Genomic DNA, 17,068 nt, shown 5'->3' with positions numbered 1-17,068 from the left:
GGAGGAAGGAAACCATGAACATGATATCCAAGCCTTCCGCCCCGGTCGGCGCGACGTCGCGCCTGACCTCGCGGATCTCCGCCCTTCCCGGGGCTGACAAGGCCCTTCTCAAGCTGCTGTTCGGTGCCGCCTTGCTGGCGCTGGTGCTGGGCCTCGCCGGTGGCTTCGTGACCGCGCTGGCCCGCGCCGGTGCACTGACCTTTTTCCCGGACGACACCTACCGGCTGCTGACGCTGCACGGCGTGTCCGTGTTCTTCTACTGGCTCTACCTGATCCAGGCGGCGCTGCTGCTCGGGCTGGCGGCGGCGGAGAACGGCCGCGGTCTCGCCCTGCGCCCGTTCGCCTGGCTCGGTGCCGCGCTGATGGTGGCGGGCTTCGGGGTCAGCGAGTGGATCTCGTACACCGGCACGCCGCTGCTGTACGACGGCAACCCGGAGCTCGCCGCGGACGACCCGCGCTCGGTCGGCTTCTTCGCGCTGGGCTACCTGCTGCTCTCCGGTGGCCTGGTCGCCTCAGCGGTGAGCGGCATCGCCACGGTGCTCCAGCCTCGGCTGCGCGGCGAGGCGGACGAGTTCACCGCCGTCGGCTTCGCCCTGTTCGCCTGGGCGGGCTTCCTGGTGGTCAGTGCCATCGCGGCGACCAACGCCTTCTTGCCGGGCGTGCTGTGGTCGCTGGGCGCCGGGCCGTTCCCTGCCGACCACGGCACCGAGTGGCACATCCTGTTCCATAACCTGCACTACCTGCCGCTGATGGCGACGGTGCTGGTGTGGTACGTGCTGACCGAGCACCTGACCGGAGTGACGTCGATCCACGGCGCACGGATGTCGAAGATCGTCTTCGCGGCGTATCTGGTCTTCGTGCCGCCGACCTCGCTGTATCACATGTTCCTCGAGCCGAACCTGTCCGAAGGCGTGCGGGTGGCCGGCTCGCTGCTCTCGCTGTTCGTCTCAGTGCCGACCCTGGCGGCTTTCGCCATCATCGTCTCCTCGCTGGAAGCCAGTGCCCGGGCGCGGGGCGCGACCGGCTTCTTCGGCTGGATGCGCGGGCTGCCCTGGGGCAACCCGGCCATGGCCAACATGGGCTGGTCGGTCGTGAACATGATGATCGGCATCACCTTCGCCTTCGTGTTGATCCAGGGCGACCTGGCGCCGATGCTGTCAGACACCTTCTTCGTGCCCGGCTACTTCCACTTCTTCGCCGTCGGTGTTCTGACGCAGACCTTCCTGGCGGCCATGATGGTGATGCTCCCGGCCCTCGGCGGCGGCACGCTGTGGCGCCCGGCGGCGCTGCGGCGGATGCCAGTGGTCGTGACCATCGGTCTGCTCATCTTCGGCGCCGCGGGCATCACGGCCGGGTTCATGGGAGTGCCGCGCCGCGTGTTCGACGTGAGCTACGGCGGCATGGCCCCTGCGGCGTGGCCGGTGCTGATGGCGCTGGTCGGCATCGGCGCCACCATCTTCGCCGTCGCCATCTCGGTCACGGTTTACGGCGTCGTCCGCACGCTGCTGTCGCGGCGCTCGGCGGCCGCAGCCGAGGGGCCGGTGGTCGACTGGCGAGCCGGGGAGCGCGGGGTCGGCACGGCGCCCGCGTGGACCGGGCCGGTGTCGGTCGCCGCGCTCGTCGCCGCCATGTACGTCTTCACCATCGTTGCGTTCCAGTTGATCCAGTCCCTGCCGATCGTCGCCATTGGCGGCGGGCACGGGCACTGAGCGCAGGAGAAAAGCCATGAAGAACGATGAACTCTGGCTGACCGCGGCGATCGTGGCCGTCTGGGCGGTCCTCGCCGCCGTCTATGCCATGGTCCCCAGCCTCGGTATGCCCGGCTACGTGCGGGTCTGGGGTGGTGGCGCCGTGGTGTTCCTGGCACTCGCCGGGATACTGGTCACCGTCGGCAGGAAGGCGCGCAGGGGCTGAACCGCAAAGGGAACAGCCCCGCCACCATTATCCGGTGATGGAGGCGGGGACTGTTCGAATGGGATGAAGCGGGCTGTTGGACTCGAACCAACCTGGCCAGCCTGGAAAGCCGGTGCCCATCCTCTGGACCAAAGCCGCGTCGCGCCCGGATCATGCTTGACCGGGCCGGGACACCACAACGGTGCAGGAGTGGCGCCCCATTCGCTCGATGGCTGGCCGCCGGCAGTAGGGCATGGGGGACGGCATGTTTGGCTCGGTGCCCGAGCACCCGTCCACATGGATGTTGGTCAACCGAGCCAGTATCGGCCACCGAACCGGACGGAGCGCCTTCTTGTGGTGCTCCGTCCGCCTGGTTCGTCAGTCGTCATCCCCGTCGAAGCGGGCGCTACGGGCTGCGGCGTGGCTGGCCGGGCCGTAGGGGGTTCCATCAGCCAGGATGATTTCGCTGGCTATCAGCCCTCCCCGCCACACCCGGCCGACAACGGTGACCGGGTCGTCCTTGCGAATGCCCTCGGGCAGGAAATGCCCCGTGGTCACATCCACCCGAGCCGAACCATCCTCAATGGTGAGCCAGTTCGCGCCGCGCTCGGTCACCGACCCGATTACCGTGCCGCTTCCCACCCTGAGCACCTCGGCGATCGGCTGCGGTGCCGATGGCTGGACGGCGGAGTGCTTCCGGTCCGCGTGCGCCGCCCCGGCGCCGAGCATCGTGCCGGTGACCAGGGCCGCGACGAGAATGGCGGTTGCTGCCGATGTGCGCATGTCCGTTCCTCCTGTCGGCGGGCGCGGAGGCGCCCCATGGAGGAGAGCATGCCGGACCGCGCCTGAGCGGGGCCTGAACGGGGCGTTCAAAGTCCGTTCAGGCGGAGCCGTGTCGCTGTCCCGCATCAGGGATGATGCACCTCCCGCTCACACGTCGCAGAAGCTCGGTGAAGAAGGCTGCCCCCCGCCTCGTCGAGGCGGCCGTGGCCGCGCAGGAAGTTGCTCGCGCGGAGGCCGGTGTACCGGCCGAGCAGTTCCCCGTCCCGAACGATGAGGGCGTCCCGCGCGAGGTCCGCCGCCCTCATGTGGCGGATGCCGCACTGCTCACGGAACTTCGGAGGCGTCGTCGCCCGGGCGAGAAGCATCTCCTCGATGCCGTCGATGATCTCGGCCAGTACGACATGGAGTTGGGCATCGGCGTCCCCGGGACGGTGGCAGTTCTTCACCACGTCATCGACATGTTCCTCCACCCGTCCCGCCAGGGCGGCATACTCCTCGGCGCCATACCAGCCGTGGTGCACCCGGTCCGGCACCTCCACCATTTGCGCCCGGACCGCGGTCATCCCGCGGCGCAGGGCCTCGTCGGTCTGCCACTTTGCCCGGTTGCCGAACGACAGTTGCACCGTGCCTTCGCCATGCCCGTGGTGGGAGAGGCTCGTGGTTGCCAGGGCGGGGCCAGTCGTCCCCAACGCCAGGACCACCGCAAACATGGAGGCGTATCGCGTCCCCAAAACCTTCATCTTCTCCTACTGATTATTCATCGTTGTTCAAGTCCCGCTCCAACGGGGCGGTGTCAGTCGTCCTCGTAGAGCCCCTTCTCCGCGCCACGGTGACAGGCGACGCAGTTCGCCCGGGACCGAACATCCTGACGCTGCCAGACCTCCGGACCGAATTTGTGCTCGTGCGTCCACCAGCGCTGCTCGGTGATCCGGATCAGGCGGCCGTCCCCCGGCCCGGCGTTCCGGGTCAGGTAGGTCCGGATATCGGCCACCACCTCGGGCCCAAGGCTGGCATTGTCGCCGAAGTGGTCGGAAAGGTCGTCCATGATCCGGTTCCAACTGGCGGCCGGGAGCAACCCGGGCTGGAAGGCCATGTGGCACTCGCCGCATTCCTTGCGCGTCGCCGCGTGGCTCACTGGCGGAACGCGCTCAAGCTCATTGGCCAGGGCCGCCGTGGCGGCAAAAGCGAGGAGCGCGGCGCCAACGATCCGAACGTGCATCAGAACCTCCTTCATGCCGCGGCTCCAACGGCATCCGTACCGGGCTTCAGCGCGGCGTACCCGCTAGAGAAGAAGAGCAGCGGGGCTCCGTCCCTGTGCTCGAATCGCTCGACATGTCCGAGGAACACCAGATGGTCGCCCGCTTCGACGGAGCGATGCGTGGCGCACTCGAAGCGCGCCAGGCATCCGGCCAGGAGCGGAACGCCGCCCGCGCCGGGCGCCCATCCGACGGAGCGGAAGCGGTCCTCGGCACGGGAGGCGAAGCGGTCCGAGATGTCCTGCTGGTCGGCCGCCAGGACGTTCACCGCGAATCGAGGCGCGCCGAGGAACGCCGGGAGGCTGGCGGAGCGTCGCATCAGGCTCCACAGGACGAGCGGCGGATCCAACGACACGGAGCCGAACGAATTCACGGTCAGTCCGACCGGCAGGCCGTCGGCCGCGAGGGTGGTGACCACGGCGACGCCGGTGGCGAACCGGCCGAAGGCGGCGCGCAGGACGCGGGGATCGATGTCCATTGTCTGAGCTCCGTTTACTGGCCCACCAGATAGGTGATGAAGTCGCCCTTCTCGCGGGCCGTGCAGGCGCGGCCGAGCACATTCGGGCAGTCGCGCTCAAACCGCTTCTCGACCTCGGCCGGATCGGTAAAGCGTTTCGGCGTTGCGGACATGGCCATCGGCGGGATCTCCCTGCCTGTCTTGTAGTGCCGTCCGACGGCGGCCGGGTTCGAGGTGTGGCAAGCGGCGCAGGCGTTTGTCTCGGCCTTGCCGCCCGTGTGCGGTCCCAGGTAGAGCGCCCGGCCGCGCTCGGCGGAGAAGCCGGAGAATCCCGGCTCCGCCGTCTTTGCCTGGGCAGCGTAGTCAGCGAGGATCTTCGTGCGGCTCGGGTTCTCGGCCGCGGCCAGCGCTGAACCCGCCGCCAGCGCGGCGGCCATCGTGAGGGCGAAGCGGAACTTCATAGGGTCGGTCGTCCTGTCGGTTCATACGGAAGGGGTGGCGTGATCAGGTCCCGGCGGCGGTCCGAAAAGAGTCGGGGCGTTTCAGCCAATGCAGTGCGAGGACCAGGGCGATGTGCGCGAACACGACCCACAGCGCGACCTCCCCGAGCGCCTCGTGCAGATCTTCCAGAGCGGTCACGAAGTCGGCTCCGACCCCGGCCAGAGCCGCGGTCCCGACGGCGACGAGGAGCGCGGTGGCGATCCAGGCAAGCAGCGGGCTGCGTTCCCGAAGCGCCGAGGCGTCGCCTGTCGCCAGCCTGCCGAGCCAGGCGCGCACCGGGGTGGCGCGCGGGCGGGGCAGGCGTAGCGGGCTGCCGGTCGGAGCGAACAGTCCGGCCAGCAGCCGGACGGCGACCGCCCCCAGAACCGTGTAGCCGGAGAAAACGTGCATCCCGTAGGTGTCCTCGTCGCCGGTCAGGTAGGCGACCAGGAACGCCCCCGAGATCGAAGCGTGGAACACCAGCAGGATACCGAGTTCGAGTGTGGTCGGCTTGCGTGCGGCCATGGTTGGGTTCCCCTCTGGTCAGTCGTCGTGCCGAGAGCCGTGACTGTCTCCCGCCACCAGTCCCGCATTGGCGTTGGAGGCGCCGCCTGAACCGCCGGAAGCGAGCGCCTGCCAGCCGAACCCAAGGGCACCAACCACGAGGGCGGCCGCGATGCCGTGGCGTATCATCCTGCCGATCATCTTCCGTCTCCGATCCGGTACGGCCGCGGTGGCCGCTTCGAATGGCAAGATGCGCCCCCGTGGCTGAACCGGATGTGACCGGGGCGTTCAGTTTCCGTTCAGGACGTGCGCCGGAACGCCGCGCCCCGTTCAGCCGCCGTTCAGCCACCCCATGTTAGGATCAGGCATGCTTCACGTCCGCCTGACCGCTGCCGCCCTGTGCGGTGTTCTGTTCCTCTCCAGCCCGGCTTCGGCCGACGAGCGGGACCACGAGCGCGCCCGCGAGGCCGTCGCCTTGGGCCGCATCCTGCCGCTCGAAGCCATTGTCGAACGGGTCCGCGCCGAGGTCAGCGGCGACATACTGGACGTGGAGTTGGAGGACGAGCACGACGGGCGCCTCGTCTACGAGATCAAGGTGCTCGCCCCGGGAGGGCGCATCCTGAAGCTCGAATACGACGCGGCCACCGGAGACCTGCTCCGCTCCAAGGGACGCCGGAGGTGACGGGATGCGTGTGCTGGTGGTTGAAGACGAACCGGATCTCGGGCGTCAACTCGGCGAGAGGCTGCGGCACGAGGGCTATGCAGTCGATCTCGCCCGCGACGGCGAGGAGGGGCAGTTCCTGGGCGAAACCGAACCCTACGACGCCGTGGTCCTGGACCTGGGCCTGCCCAAGGTCGACGGTCTCACCGTTCTGCGCGCCTGGCGCAAGCGGGACGTGACGGCGCCGGTGATCATCCTGACGGCGCGTGGCGCCTGGACCGAGAAGGTCCAGGGGATTGACGCCGGAGCCGACGACTACCTCGCCAAGCCCTTCAGCATGGAGGAGTTGTTGGCGCGCATCCGTGCCCTGATCCGTCGTGCGAAGGGACACGCCTCGGCCGAACTGTGCTGTGGTCCGGTCGTGCTCGACACTCGGACTGGCCGCGTTACCGTCGAAGGGCGTCCGGTCGAGTTGACCGGCTACGAGTATCGGGTCCTCGCCTACCTCATGCACCGCAAGGGCCAGGTCGTCTCGCGCATGGAGTTAACCGAGCACGTCTATGCCCAGGACTTCGACCGCGACAGCAACACCATCGAGGTATTCGTCGGACGTCTGCGCCGCAAACTCGGCGCCGACGTCATCAAGACCGTGCGCGGGCTCGGCTATCGGATCGACGAACCGTGAGCGCGTCGGGTTCCCTCCGCTTCCGCCTGCTCACCGGGGCGGCCGTCTCGACCGCGCTGGCGCTCCTCGCCGCGGGAATCGTTCTATCCGGACTGTTCCAGGATCATGTGCGGCGGCGCTTCGAGGCTGAGTTGGCCAACCACCTTGAGCAGATGGCGGCGCTCCTGGAGGTGGGCGCGGACGGCGCACCGACCCTGCGGCAACCCTTGAGCGATCCGCGGTTCCGCCGACCGTTGTCAGGTCTGTACTGGCAGGTCGGACCTCCCGAGGCACCGGGACTGCGCTCGCGCTCCCTGTGGGATGCGGTGCTGCCGCTCCCCGCCGACCATGTGGCGGACGGCGAGGTCCACCAGCACGTTGTCCCTGGACCGTCAGGGCGCAGGTTGCTTGTCCTCGAGCGCGCCCTGACGTTTCCGGACGGGGCGCCGCCGCAGCGGATTGCCGTTGCCGCCGATGAGGGGGAGGTGCTGAGCGCCACGGCGGCCTTCAACCGTGTGCTCTGGTCGTCGCTTGGCGCTCTCGCGGCGGTGTTGATCATGGCGGCTGTCATCCAGGTGCAGGTCGGACTGCAACCGCTGGCGCGGCTTCGGGCGGAGCTCGCCGAGGTCCGCTCGGGACGCAAAAGGCGCTTTGGGGCGACCGTGCCAATGGAAGTGAAACCCCTGGTCGACGATCTGAACGCGCTCCTGGAGCACTCCGAGGAGGTCATTGGCCGCGCCCGGCTTCAAGCCGGAAACCTTGCGCATGCGTTGAAGACGAACCTCGCCGTTCTGGCCAATGAGGCGCGGAACCTCGAACCTGACAACGCCCGTGAAATCGGTGCAATTGTTGTGCGGCAGGTCGACGTGATGCGCCGCCATGTCGATCACCACATGGCGCGCGCGCGGGCCGCCGCCTCGCGTGGCGTGCCTGGAATGAGCACATCGGTCCTAGAATGCGCCTCGGCGCTCGGCCGCGTGATGGAGAAGCTGAACGCAAACGCCGGGATCCAAGTCAATGTTTCCGTATCTCCAAACCATGCGTTCGCAGGCGATCGTGAGGATCTCGATGAGATGCTCGGCAACCTTATGGAGAATGCCTGCAAATGGGCTCGGCAGCGGGTCGAGGTCGCCGCATGGATGGGTACGAACGGAATGCTGACCATCACCGTCGACGACGATGGCCCAGGGTTGCCCGCCGAGAGGCGCGAGACGGTTCTTGCCCCTGGTGTCCGTCTGGACGAGAGCATACCGGGAGCTGGTCTTGGACTTGCCGTGGTGCAGGACGTGGCTCGGCTCTACGGGGGCGATGTCCGTCTGGAGAATTCACCTCTTGGGGGGCTGCGGACCGAGTTGTCACTTCCCGCAGCTGGGAACTAATACTGCAGCCGGACAACATCGATTTGTGTGCGTCGTTTCCAATGTGATCGCTTTGCTCGCTGTTGATGCCGTCTTCGCCAAAGTGACCAAGCGATAACGGCGTTGATGCCGAGTATCGGCCAAGGCAAAAGTGGTGAAGCAGGCGTCGAATTTCCGGTACGGTCAGGAGGATCAAGTCGGCCGCCAGGTCGACCAGGTCCTCTCCCTCCGATAGCCGCCTTGCGCAAGACGGTGAGGAAGGCGAATGCCAGCATGGCCAAGGTGATGTGGCGGTGCCATCCGGTCCAGGAGCGCACCTCAGAGTGGTCGAGCCCGACCTCACCCTTGGCCATCTCGAAACTGCTCTCGATGGTCCAGCGCGCGCCTTCATCCGCCGTCAGCCGACCCCCGATCCCGAGCGCCTGGTGTTCCTCGACGAGACCTGGGCCAGCACCAACATGACCCGGCGCCACGGCCGGTGCGCACGCGGCTTGCGCCTTCCGGCCCCCGTCCCGCATGGGCATTGGAAGATGACCACGCTGATCGCCGGACTGCGCACCACCGGCATCGTCGCACCCTATGTGTTCGACGGACCGATCAACGCCACCGTCTTCCGCGCCTGTGTCGAGCAGCTTCTGGCCCCGACCCTGCGAAGCGGCGACATCCTCATCCTCGACAACCTCTCCAACCACAAGGTGGCCGGCATCCGGGAAGCCGTCGAGGCGCGGAGCGCGTGTGTCCTCTACCTGCCGCCCTGCAGTCCCGACCTCAACCCTATCGAAATGGCGTTCGCCAAGCTCAAAGCTCATCTCCGACGCATCGGCGCCCCCACCATCGAGGAGCTGTGGAAAGCTGTCGGCTCCATCTGCGACCTCTACACACCCGACGAGTGCTGGAATTATCTCAGGCACGCCGGATACGCGTCAGATTAAACGCTCGAAACTCTAAGAACGGGTTCCGGGATCAGTCCCGGACATCCGAAAGGCGGCCTCTCCCATCCGGAGAGGCCGCCTTTTTCTTTGAACAATCTGTCTTGCAGATTGTACGCGCGTCCCCATGATTCCAGTATCAGGGTCATCGGAAGGGAGGCCGTACAGCCATGCATGTTGCAGCCGTCTTGAAGCGCAAGGGCAACCGGATCGTTTCCGCCTCACCGGACGATACCGTGGCCGCCGTCACCCGCCTGCTGACCGAGCACCGGATCGGCGCCGTGCTGGTGATGGACGACGATGGCCAGCCGGTCGGCATCCTGTCGGAACGCGACATCGTGCGGGCCATCGCCCGCGACAGCGCCACGGCACTCGACCGCCCGGCGGCGGACCTGATGACGCGCGACCTGATCACCGCCACCCCGACCGACACAGTCGCCGACATGATGGCGGTGATGACCGAACGGCGCATCCGCCATGTGCCGATTGTCGACGCCGGCCGCGTCGTCGGTGTCATCAGCATCGGCGACGTGGTGAAGGCCCGCATCGACGATGCCGAGTTGGAGGTCGAATCGCTGCGCGGCTATGTGGCCGGAATGGGCTGAGGCGAACAATCCATCCCCAATGCGAAAAGACCCGCCGGGCTGCCCCGGCGGGTCTTTTCGCATCGATGTCCGGAATGCGGCTTTACGCCGAATGCGACTGCGGGAAGGCCATGGCCGCCTGGGTGCGGTTGCGCACTCCCAGCGACTTGAAGATCGCAGTCATGTGGATCTTCACCGTGCCTTCGGACAGGCCCAGCTCATGGGCGATCTGCTTGTTCGACTTGCCTTCGCGCAGGCGGTCGAGCACCTCGCGCTGACGCTGGGTCAGCAGCTGCTCCAGCTGCGGGTCGCTCGGCGGCATCACCGAACCGCCGCGCTGGTCGGGTTCGATCCCCTCGCGCAGTACCGTCGCCGGCACATAGACGCCGCCGGAGAAGATCAGATCGAGCGCGCTCAGCATGATCTTCACGCTGGACGATTTCGGGATATAACCGGCGGCGCCGTTCTCCAGCGCCTCCCGCACGTCGGAGTGCGCCTCGGACGCGGATACGACGACGACCTTCGAATTCGGCTGCCGGTCGCGCAGCATGCCGATTCCGGAAAAACCGGGCCAGCCCGGCATGCGCAGGTCGGTCAGGATCAGGTCATAGGCCTCATCCTTCACAGCCGCCATGTCCAGAAGCTCGTCGAAATTGCTGGCCTCCGCAAAGGTAGCGTTTTCGCGCAGCTGCTCAAGCAGACGGCGAAGACCTTCCCGGAACAGGACGTGATCATCACCGATCAGGATCTTCATCGCTCAAACTCCCGAACCATGCCTGCCCCTCCGAAAGTCGCCCCAGAGGCTTGAGAAAAGGAGGGGGCTGTCGCCACCCGCATATTCCCTAAAATCCAAAGGATATAGCAGGCACCGGCCGAACGTAATCTCTATTGAGATGTAACACGCAGGGACGAGATGGAACAACCCGAAATTAACTTTTGTCACGGCCCCGAATGCTGATCGGCTGAGGCAAGAGCTTCCCGAGGGTGATATTTCCAATGGGGTATGACAATTTTAGGTCACTGTGCGAATGCGTGCTTCCAGCTTGTGCAAAGGCAAAAAAATGGCCGGGCCGGCCCCTTGCGGGCACCGGTCCGGCCTGAAATCGCGCGCCCCTGTGGGACGGTCGACATGTGTCAGAAAGCGGCCTCTTCCAGTTCCATCAACGGCTTGGCACCGGCGGCAATGGTGATGAAAAGGCTGTTCGTCTGCGGCAGCAGTTTGGTCATGTAGAAGCGGGCGGTCTTGATCTTGGCCTCATAGAAGGCGGCATTGCCCTCCCCGGCTTCGAGCTTGGCCTGTGCCTTCTCCACCATGGTTAGCCAGCTCCAGCCCAACGCCACCAGCCCGAACAGGCGCAGGTAGTCGCTGGAGGCGGCACCGGCCTCCTCCGGATCCTTCAGGCCCTTCTGGGCGATCAGGGCGGTGGCCTGCTGCAGCTTGGCGAAGGCCTTGGCCAGCGGCATCACGAACTCGCCCAACTCGTCCTTCTCCATCGCCGCCTCGATGTCGCGGCCGACGGGGTGGAAGAAGTGACGGAGCAGACGGCCGATGTCCTGCGGCAGCTTGCGGCCGACGAGGTCGAGCGCCTGGATGCCGTTGGTGCCCTCATAGATCTGGCAAATGCGGGCGTCGCGGACATACTGCTCGACGCCGGTCTCCCAGATGAAACCATGGCCGCCATGGACCTGCACGGCGATGTTGGCCGCGTCGAAGCCGATGTCGGTGAACAGCGCCTTGATGATCGGCGTCATCAGCTGGACGAACTCGTCGGCATCGCGGCGGGTGCGGGGGTCCGGGTGCTTTTCCGCCACGTCGAGCTTGTAGGCGGCCAGCGCCCCCAGGGCACGCGCACCCTCGGTGAAGGCGCGGGCGGTCAGCAGGTTCCGGCGCACGTCGGGATGGACGATGATCGGGTCGGCCGGCTTGTCCGGCGCCTTCACCCCCGACAGCGACCGGCCCTGAAGCCGTTCGCGGGCGTAGTTGACGGCGTTCTGGTAGGACACCTCGGCCAGTCCCAGCCCCTGGATGCCCACGGCCAGACGGGCCGCGTTCATCATCACGAACATGGCGCGCATGCCCTTGTGCGGCTCGCCCACCAGCCAGCCGGTGGCGTCCTCGAAGTTCATGACGCAGGTCGAGGACGCCTTGATGCCCATCTTGTGCTCGATGGAGCCGCAGGCGACGCCGTTGCGCGCACCCGGTGTGCCGTCGTCCTTCGGCATGAACTTCGGCACCAGGAACAGGCTGATGCCGCGGGTCCCGGCCGGTGCGTCCGGCAGGCGGGCCAGCACCAGATGCAGGATGTTCTCGGTCAGGTCATGCTCGCCGGCCGAGATGAAGATCTTGGTGCCGGTGATCTTGAACGACCCGTCTTCCGCCGGAACCGCCTTGGTGCGGATGATGCCGAGGTCGGTGCCGCAATGCGGCTCGGTCAGGCACATGGTGCCGGACCAGGTGCCGTCGACCAGCTTGGGCAGGAAACGCTGCTTCAGCTCGTCCGAGCCGTACATCGCCAGCGCGTTGTAGGCGCCGAGCGACAGGCCGGGATACATGCCGAAGCTGAGGTTGGCGGAGCAGATGAACTCCTCCAGCATGATGTTGACCAGCTTCGGCAGCCCCTGCCCGCCATAGGCCGGGTCGCAGGCCAGACCCTGCCATCCGGCGGCGATGTAGGTGTCGTAGGCTTCCCTAAAGCCCTTGGGAGTGCGGACTTCGCCATTCTCGAAATGGCAGCCCTCGCCGTCGCCGGACTGGTTCAGCGGGAACAGCACCTCCTCGCACAGCTTGGCGCCTTCCTCCAGCACCTGGCCGACGAGTTCCGGCGTGGCGTCCTCATAGCCCGGCAGGGCCGACAGCTTGTCCAGGCCGACGATCTCGTCCAGGACGAAGCGCACATCCTCAAGCGGAGCCTTGTAGATCGGCATCTCTCGTTCCTCCCCCTCAGTTCCGCAGCGGCTTGCCGGTGAGCAGCATGTGCTCGATCCGGTCGATGGTGCCGCCGGTGCGCACCAGACCCATGAACGCCTCCCGCTCCAGCCGCAGGACATGGTCCTCGCCGACCGGCTTGGAGATGTCGGCCTCCTCACCGCCGCTCAGCACCTCGGCCAGGGCGGCGCAGACCACCTTGTCGTGCGGCGTGACCTTGCCCTGCAGGGCGAAGCCTTCCACCGCCAGTTCCATCGCCGCCTTGGCGCTGGGGCCGGGCAGGACATAGGCGGTGGTCTTCTCCGGCGGGGTGTAGTCCGCCGCCAGTTCCAGCGCCTTGGCCTTGGCGTCGGCCAACAGGCGGTCGCGGTTCATGGTGATGCCGTCGGTGGCCCGGAAATACAGCAGCTCCTTGGCCTCGGCCGCCGATTTGGCGACGGTGGCGGTGCTGATGATCTCGAAGGCCTTGGCGATGCCGGGCATCGGCCCGCGCGGCGCCTTCGGGTTGGCCTGATGGCGGGCCAGCATCTCGGTGCAGCCGCCCCAGGCCGGGATCAGGCCGACGCCGACCTCGACCAGACCGACATAGGTCTCGGCATGGGCCTGGACATGGTCGGAATGCAGCAGGATCTCGCAGCCGCCGCCCAACGCCATGCCGCTTGGGGCAGCCACCACCGGGAAGGGGGCGTATTTCAGCGCGCGGTAAGTGCGCTGGCCACCCTCCACCATCTCCTCGATCTGCGGCCACAGGCCGATGTTGAGCGCGAACAGGGCGAGGCCGAGATTGGCGCCGACCGAGAAATTGTCGGCCTCGTTGTGGATGACCAGCGCCTTCCAGTCGCCTTTGCCATCGCCGATCAGGCGCATGGCCTTCTCGTAGGCGGCCATGATGTCGCCATCGACGGCGTTCATCTTGCTGGTGAACTCGACGCACAGCACGCCGTCGCCGATGTCCCACAGGCTGGCGGAGCCGTTCTTCCACACCGGCTTGCCGGCGGCGCGCTTGATGTCCGACAGCAGCAGGACGCCGTCCGGACGCACCACCGTGTCATAGACGCCGGCCGTGGAAAGGTGCTGGAGCTTGCCGCCCTCGACCCGGTAGAAGGGACGGCCGGATGCCGTCTCTACCAGCGCCGGGACCGGGATGCCTTCGGAGCGGCACAGCTCGGCGAACCACTCGGTGCCCAGCCGGTCGATCAGCTCGAACGGACCCTGCTTCCAGTTGTAGCCGAGGCGCATGCCCTCATCGACGGCGACGATGCTGTCGGCGATCTCCGGCACCAGGCTGGCGGCATAGGCCAGCGTCTGGGCCAGGACGCGGCGGGCGAAGCGGCCGCCCTTGTCCGGATGCTCGCACAGCTTGCGCAGGTCGCGGCCGGCGGATGAGACGCTGTCCAGCCGGGCCTTCTCCGACGGCGCGTATTCGCCGGTCTGGAGGTTGACCGACTCCTTCACCTTGCCGCCGCCGGCCTTGTTGATGCGGTAGAAGCCGCCCTTGCCCTTGCGGCCGGTATAGCCCTCCGCGATCATCTTCGTGATGACCGGGTGCTCGCGCATCTGGCCGCGATAGGCGTCGTTCGCCGGCAGGGTGGCCGACATGCTCTTGGCGATGTGCGGCATCAGGTCGAGCCCGACGAGATCCATCAGGCCGAACACGCCGGTCTTGGGGATGCCCATCGGCCGGCCGCCGACGGCGTCCGCCTCCTCCACGGTCAGGCCCAGGTCCACCGCGGCGTTGACCGCCGCCTGAATCCAGAAGACGCCGATGCGGTTGGCGATGAAGCCCGGCGTGTCCTTGCAGTGGACGACGCCCTTGCCGAGGCGGCGGTCGCAGACGTCGGCGATGGCCGCCAGCGCGTCGGCCCGCGTATCGGCACCGCCGACGATCTCCAGCAGCCGCATGTAGCGCGGCGGGTTGAAGAAGTGGGTGATCAGGAAGTCCTTGGCAAACTGCTCGCTCTGCCCTTCGGTCAGCACCGCCAGCGGGATGGTGGAGGTGTTGGACGACACCACCGACCCCGCCTTGCGCACCGGGTCGATGCGCTTGTAGAGGTCGGCCTTGATCGCCGGGTTCTCGACGATCGCCTCGACGATCCAGTCGACGTCGGCCAGCAGGTTCAGGTCATCCTCAAGATTGCCGGGCGTGATCAGCTTGGCATTCTTGGAATGCATGAAGGGGGCCGGATCGGTCTTCAGCATCTTCGCCACGGCGCCCTTGGCGATGGCGCTGCGGTCCGCACCCTCCTTCGCCGGGATGTCGAGCAGGACGCAGGGGATGCCGGCGTTGGCGAAATGGGCGGCGATGCCGGCGCCCATCACACCCGCACCGATCACGGCGGCGCGTTCGATCTTCATGGTTTTTCCTCCCCGATCCCGTTCGTCAGACCGCTTCCAGGATGGTGGCGATGCCCTGGCCGCCGCCGATGCACTGGGTGGCGAGCGCGAACTGCTTGCCTTCGCGCTTCAGCAAGGCCGCAGCCTTGCCGGTGATGCGGGCGCCGGTGGCCCCCAGCGGATGGCCGAGCGCCAGCGCGCCGCCGTCCGGGTTGATGCGGGACGGGTCGATGTCGAGGTCGCGCATGCAGGCGATGGCCTGGGACGAGAAGGCCTCGTTGATCTCGATGATGTCGATGTCGTTGATCGACAGGCCGGCACGCGCCAGCGCCTTGCGGGTGGCGGGAACCGGACCCAGTCCCATAAGTTCCGGTGCGCAGCCGGCGACGGCGACCGAGCGGATCTTCGCCAGGATCGGCAGGCCGTTGGCCTTGGCATACTCCTCCGTCGTCACCAGAACGGCGGCGGCACCGTCGGTCAGCGGCGAGGAGGTGCCGGCGGTCACGGTGCCGTCGGCGGTGAAGGCCGGCTTCAGGCCCGACAGGCTGTCGGCGTTGGTGCCGGGACGGATGCAGCCGTCCTTGTCGACCAGACCGGCCGGGGTCTGGATGCCGACGATCTCGGCGGCCATGCGGCCGGAAGCCTGGGCCTCGGCGGCCTTGGCGTGGGAGGCGACGGCCAGCGCCTCCTGCTCGGCGCGGGAGATGGTGTATTTGCGGGCGACATTCTCCGCCGTGATGCCCATGGAGCAGTAGGCTTCGGGGTAGGAGGCCTTCAGCGCCGGGTTCGGCATCGGGTTGAAGCCCATGATCGGCACGCGGGTCATCGACTCGACGCCGCCACAGATGAACACCTCGCCGGCGCCCATCTGGATGGCGCCCGCCGCCTGATGGATCGACTGCATGGAGGAGCCGCAATAGCGGTTCACCGTAGTGGCCGCGGCGGTCTGCGGCAGCTTGGCCAGGAAGGAGATGCTGCGGGCGACGTTCAGCCCCTGCTCGCCTTCGGGGAAGGAGCAGCCGACGATGACGTCCTCGATGTCGTCGGTCTTCAGGCCGGTGCGCTCCACCAGCGCCGCGAAGACGCGGGCCAGCAGATCGTCGGGGCGGACCTTGGTCAGCTCGCCCTTGTGGGCGAAGGCGAAGGGCGAACGGGCATAACCGGCGATGACGACCGACTTCATGAGTGCTTCTCCTCCATGTCCTGCGTCTCCGTGATGCCGTTGCGGCGAAGATGCTCGGAGATCTGGGTGTCGATGGTGCACAGCTCCGCCAGCGTCTGCTGGACGTCGGCAAGCTGCTGTTCAAGCGCGGAAATCCGGCGGCGCGCGATGGAGCGCATGTAGCGCATCTGTTCGATCTGGGCGTCGTCGGTGTCGTAGAGGTTCAGGAAATCCTTGATTTCGGCCAGGCTGAAGCCCAGCCGCTTGCCCCGGCAGATCAGCGCCAGCCGGGCGCGGTCGCGATGGCCGTAGACACGGGCGCCTCCAGGGGCGCTGCCGATCCGCTCCGGCGCCAGCAGCCCTTCATCCTCGTAATGGCGGATGGTGCGGTGGGTCAGACCGAACTCCCCGGCCAATTCGCCGATGGCAAGCCGCGAGCCGGACATGCGGCTGTTCTCCGCGCCCTCCCCAGTCTCCGCCATGCCGTAGCCGACCGAAAGCCGATCCACTCCGTTCGCTCCCTTCCTTGACGTTTACGTAAAGGTAAGGTCGATGCCGCATGCTGTCAACAGACTTGTTGACCAAGCCAACCAGTTTTGGCGAACCGCCCGGCCATTCCCTTGGGCAGGCAACTGTTCAGCCACTAACGGGTGCGGCGCGCCCGCGCAGTGACAGGATGCCACGCCCCGTTCCGCATTGCGGCTGTGGCAGGCTTTGCCCAGGACACGACGAGCCCCGCCGGTTCCCCGATTCCATATGGGAAGCGGATACGGCGCCGGACAGACGGTCAGAAGGCCGCGGCGGGTTCAGGGTGGGTCGACTGTTTTCGGCGGATCAGGACAGGGGATAGGAGACAACCCATGTCGGCGCGCGCCATCGTATCGCTGGGCGTCTGGATATTGGCCATGGTGCTGCTCGGCACCATGACGGTCGGCCTTGCGCTGGCCTTCTACGTGCTGCTAACCCTGTGCTTCGCGGTGGTTGTCGCGGCACTGACCCTGCTCGTCCGGCGGCGCGACAATCATCGGGGCGAGCAGAGCTATCTTTAGGCACGGTGTTGCAATCAAGGGGCGCCGG

At 67.0% G+C, this 17,068-nt stretch carries 19 protein-coding genes and 2 pseudogenes; 8 read left to right on the top strand and 13 right to left on the bottom strand.

The genetic code is table 11. From position 1 onward, the window contains the following. The first annotated feature begins 14 nt into the window (after positions 1-14). Entirely contained in the window at positions 15-1,709 is a 1,695-nt protein-coding gene (locus tag J2Y49_RS22475) for a cbb3-type cytochrome c oxidase subunit I (protein WP_310117179.1), read from the top strand. A 16-nt stretch (positions 1,710-1,725) separates the two neighbouring features. Next, positions 1,726-1,914 (top strand): hypothetical protein, encoded by a 189-nt coding sequence (locus J2Y49_RS22470; RefSeq protein ID WP_310117178.1) that lies wholly within the window; start codon positions 1,726-1,728, stop codon positions 1,912-1,914. Between the two features lie 357 nt (positions 1,915-2,271). Here J2Y49_RS22470 and J2Y49_RS22465 read toward each other — a convergent pair whose 3' ends face one another. The 7 genes from J2Y49_RS22465 to J2Y49_RS22435 all read right to left on the bottom strand — a co-directional run bounded on the left by J2Y49_RS22465 (position 2,272) and on the right by J2Y49_RS22435 (position 5,574). Then, positions 2,272-2,676, bottom strand: coding sequence for a hypothetical protein (locus J2Y49_RS22465; RefSeq protein WP_310117177.1), 405 nt, complete (start codon positions 2,674-2,676; stop codon positions 2,272-2,274). 125 nt (positions 2,677-2,801) lie between these two features. Next, entirely contained in the window at positions 2,802-3,386 is a 585-nt protein-coding gene (locus J2Y49_RS22460) for a hypothetical protein (protein ID WP_310117176.1), read from the bottom strand. An 83-nt stretch (positions 3,387-3,469) separates the two neighbouring features. Then, positions 3,470-3,910 carry a diheme cytochrome c gene (locus J2Y49_RS22455; protein WP_310117175.1) on the bottom strand — a complete coding sequence of 147 codons (441 nt, stop codon included), beginning with the start codon at positions 3,908-3,910 and terminating at the stop codon, positions 3,470-3,472. Continuing rightward, complete coding sequence (locus J2Y49_RS22450) at positions 3,907-4,410, bottom strand: flavin reductase family protein (protein WP_310117174.1); 504 nt, start codon at positions 4,408-4,410, stop codon at positions 3,907-3,909. Before J2Y49_RS22450 ends, J2Y49_RS22455 begins: the two co-directional genes overlap by 4 nt. Positions 4,411-4,424: 14 nt before the next feature. Further along, entirely contained in the window at positions 4,425-4,850 is a 426-nt protein-coding gene (locus tag J2Y49_RS22445; protein ID WP_310117173.1) for a DUF1924 domain-containing protein, read from the bottom strand. Positions 4,851-4,893: 43 nt separating this feature from the next. After that, complete coding sequence (locus J2Y49_RS22440) at positions 4,894-5,394, bottom strand: hypothetical protein (RefSeq protein WP_310117172.1); 501 nt, start codon at positions 5,392-5,394, stop codon at positions 4,894-4,896. Between the two features lie 18 nt (positions 5,395-5,412). Beyond that, complete coding sequence (locus J2Y49_RS22435; protein ID WP_310117171.1) at positions 5,413-5,574, bottom strand: hypothetical protein; 162 nt, start codon at positions 5,572-5,574, stop codon at positions 5,413-5,415. Positions 5,575-5,740: 166 nt separating this feature from the next. Here J2Y49_RS22435 and J2Y49_RS22430 point away from each other — a divergent pair, with 166 nt between their 5' ends. From J2Y49_RS22430 to J2Y49_RS22420, 3 genes are read left to right on the top strand one after another with little or no spacing between them, the layout of a single operon-like run. Beyond that, positions 5,741-6,055 (top strand): PepSY domain-containing protein, encoded by a 315-nt coding sequence (locus tag J2Y49_RS22430; RefSeq protein WP_310117170.1) that lies wholly within the window; start codon positions 5,741-5,743, stop codon positions 6,053-6,055. A 4-nt stretch (positions 6,056-6,059) separates the two neighbouring features. After that, positions 6,060-6,719, top strand: a complete 660-nt coding sequence (locus tag J2Y49_RS22425) for a response regulator transcription factor (protein WP_310117169.1) — start codon at positions 6,060-6,062, stop codon at positions 6,717-6,719. Then, on the top strand, positions 6,716-8,077 hold the full coding sequence (locus tag J2Y49_RS22420; protein ID WP_310117168.1) for a sensor histidine kinase: 1,362 nt from the start codon (positions 6,716-6,718) through the stop codon (positions 8,075-8,077). Before J2Y49_RS22425 ends, J2Y49_RS22420 begins: the two co-directional genes overlap by 4 nt. A gap of 188 nt (positions 8,078-8,265) precedes the next feature. On the opposite strand, the pseudogene J2Y49_RS32465 reads toward J2Y49_RS22420, so the two are convergent. After that, positions 8,266-8,442 (bottom strand): annotated as a pseudogene (locus J2Y49_RS32465) (IS701 family transposase); the annotation flags it as partial. Here J2Y49_RS32465 and J2Y49_RS22410 point away from each other — a divergent pair. After that, a pseudogene (locus tag J2Y49_RS22410) lies at positions 8,437-8,988 on the top strand (IS630 family transposase); the annotation flags it as partial. The pseudogenes J2Y49_RS32465 and J2Y49_RS22410 overlap by 6 nt on opposite strands. A gap of 167 nt (positions 8,989-9,155) precedes the next feature. Further along, positions 9,156-9,590 carry a CBS domain-containing protein gene (locus tag J2Y49_RS22405; protein WP_310117167.1) on the top strand — a complete coding sequence of 145 codons (435 nt, stop codon included), beginning with the start codon at positions 9,156-9,158 and terminating at the stop codon, positions 9,588-9,590. An 82-nt stretch (positions 9,591-9,672) separates the two neighbouring features. Here J2Y49_RS22405 and J2Y49_RS22400 read toward each other — a convergent pair whose 3' ends face one another. The 5 genes from J2Y49_RS22400 to J2Y49_RS22380 form a co-directional block, all read right to left on the bottom strand. Beyond that, the gene (locus J2Y49_RS22400; protein WP_149225682.1) at positions 9,673-10,323 is read right to left on the bottom strand and encodes a response regulator transcription factor; all 651 of its coding nucleotides are present in this window, start codon (positions 10,321-10,323) and stop codon (positions 9,673-9,675) included. A gap of 380 nt (positions 10,324-10,703) precedes the next feature. Then, positions 10,704-12,494 carry an acyl-CoA dehydrogenase C-terminal domain-containing protein gene (locus J2Y49_RS22395; RefSeq protein WP_310117166.1) on the bottom strand — a complete coding sequence of 597 codons (1,791 nt, stop codon included), beginning with the start codon at positions 12,492-12,494 and terminating at the stop codon, positions 10,704-10,706. A gap of 16 nt (positions 12,495-12,510) precedes the next feature. Further along, on the bottom strand, positions 12,511-14,850 hold the full coding sequence (locus J2Y49_RS22390) for a 3-hydroxyacyl-CoA dehydrogenase NAD-binding domain-containing protein (RefSeq protein WP_310117165.1): 2,340 nt from the start codon (positions 14,848-14,850) through the stop codon (positions 12,511-12,513). 25 nt (positions 14,851-14,875) lie between these two features. Beyond that, a complete protein-coding gene (locus tag J2Y49_RS22385; RefSeq protein ID WP_310117164.1) occupies positions 14,876-16,012 on the bottom strand; it encodes a thiolase family protein in 1,137 nt (378 codons plus the stop codon). After that, a complete protein-coding gene (locus J2Y49_RS22380; RefSeq protein WP_310117163.1) occupies positions 16,009-16,500 on the bottom strand; it encodes a MerR family DNA-binding transcriptional regulator in 492 nt (163 codons plus the stop codon). The genes J2Y49_RS22385 and J2Y49_RS22380 overlap by 4 nt, the downstream gene beginning before the upstream one ends. Before the next feature lie 351 nt (positions 16,501-16,851). Between J2Y49_RS22380 and J2Y49_RS22375 the strand changes: the two genes are divergently transcribed. Continuing rightward, the gene (locus J2Y49_RS22375; RefSeq protein ID WP_310117162.1) at positions 16,852-17,040 is read left to right on the top strand and encodes a hypothetical protein; all 189 of its coding nucleotides are present in this window, start codon (positions 16,852-16,854) and stop codon (positions 17,038-17,040) included. Positions 17,041-17,068 lie beyond the last annotated feature (28 nt).

Origin of the sequence: Azospirillum sp. BE72, assembly GCF_031455875.1 — a bacterium.
In the GTDB taxonomy this organism is placed as follows: domain Bacteria; phylum Pseudomonadota; class Alphaproteobacteria; order Azospirillales; family Azospirillaceae; genus Azospirillum.
The sequence above is the reverse complement of the archived record's forward strand: the minus strand, read 5'-3'. Positions and strand labels throughout refer to the sequence as shown.

Excerpts from the sequence above, each read along its gene's own strand:
- J2Y49_RS22425 (WP_310117169.1), top strand. The coding sequence starts at position 6,060 with ATGCGTGTGCTGGTGGTTGAAGACGAACCGGATCTCGGGCGTCAACTC.
- J2Y49_RS22395 (WP_310117166.1), bottom strand. The coding sequence starts at position 12,494 with ATGCCGATCTACAAGGCTCCGCTTGAGGATGTGCGCTTCGTCCTGGAC.
- J2Y49_RS22470 (WP_310117178.1), top strand. The coding sequence starts at position 1,726 with ATGAAGAACGATGAACTCTGGCTGACCGCGGCGATCGTGGCCGTCTGG.
- J2Y49_RS22435 (WP_310117171.1), bottom strand. The coding sequence starts at position 5,574 with ATGATCGGCAGGATGATACGCCACGGCATCGCGGCCGCCCTCGTGGTT.
- J2Y49_RS22385 (WP_310117164.1), bottom strand. The coding sequence starts at position 16,012 with ATGAAGTCGGTCGTCATCGCCGGTTATGCCCGTTCGCCCTTCGCCTTC.
- J2Y49_RS22390 (WP_310117165.1), bottom strand. The coding sequence starts at position 14,850 with ATGAAGATCGAACGCGCCGCCGTGATCGGTGCGGGTGTGATGGGCGCC.
- J2Y49_RS22460 (WP_310117176.1), bottom strand. The coding sequence starts at position 3,386 with ATGTTTGCGGTGGTCCTGGCGTTGGGGACGACTGGCCCCGCCCTGGCA.
- J2Y49_RS22430 (WP_310117170.1), top strand. The coding sequence starts at position 5,741 with ATGCTTCACGTCCGCCTGACCGCTGCCGCCCTGTGCGGTGTTCTGTTC.
- J2Y49_RS22375 (WP_310117162.1), top strand. The coding sequence starts at position 16,852 with ATGTCGGCGCGCGCCATCGTATCGCTGGGCGTCTGGATATTGGCCATG.
- J2Y49_RS22400 (WP_149225682.1), bottom strand. The coding sequence starts at position 10,323 with ATGAAGATCCTGATCGGTGATGATCACGTCCTGTTCCGGGAAGGTCTT.
- J2Y49_RS22440 (WP_310117172.1), bottom strand. The coding sequence starts at position 5,394 with ATGGCCGCACGCAAGCCGACCACACTCGAACTCGGTATCCTGCTGGTG.
- J2Y49_RS22445 (WP_310117173.1), bottom strand. The coding sequence starts at position 4,850 with ATGAAGTTCCGCTTCGCCCTCACGATGGCCGCCGCGCTGGCGGCGGGT.
- J2Y49_RS22455 (WP_310117175.1), bottom strand. The coding sequence starts at position 3,910 with ATGAAGGAGGTTCTGATGCACGTTCGGATCGTTGGCGCCGCGCTCCTC.
- J2Y49_RS22465 (WP_310117177.1), bottom strand. The coding sequence starts at position 2,676 with ATGCGCACATCGGCAGCAACCGCCATTCTCGTCGCGGCCCTGGTCACC.
- J2Y49_RS22405 (WP_310117167.1), top strand. The coding sequence starts at position 9,156 with ATGCATGTTGCAGCCGTCTTGAAGCGCAAGGGCAACCGGATCGTTTCC.
- J2Y49_RS22450 (WP_310117174.1), bottom strand. The coding sequence starts at position 4,410 with ATGGACATCGATCCCCGCGTCCTGCGCGCCGCCTTCGGCCGGTTCGCC.
- J2Y49_RS22475 (WP_310117179.1), top strand. The coding sequence starts at position 15 with ATGAACATGATATCCAAGCCTTCCGCCCCGGTCGGCGCGACGTCGCGC.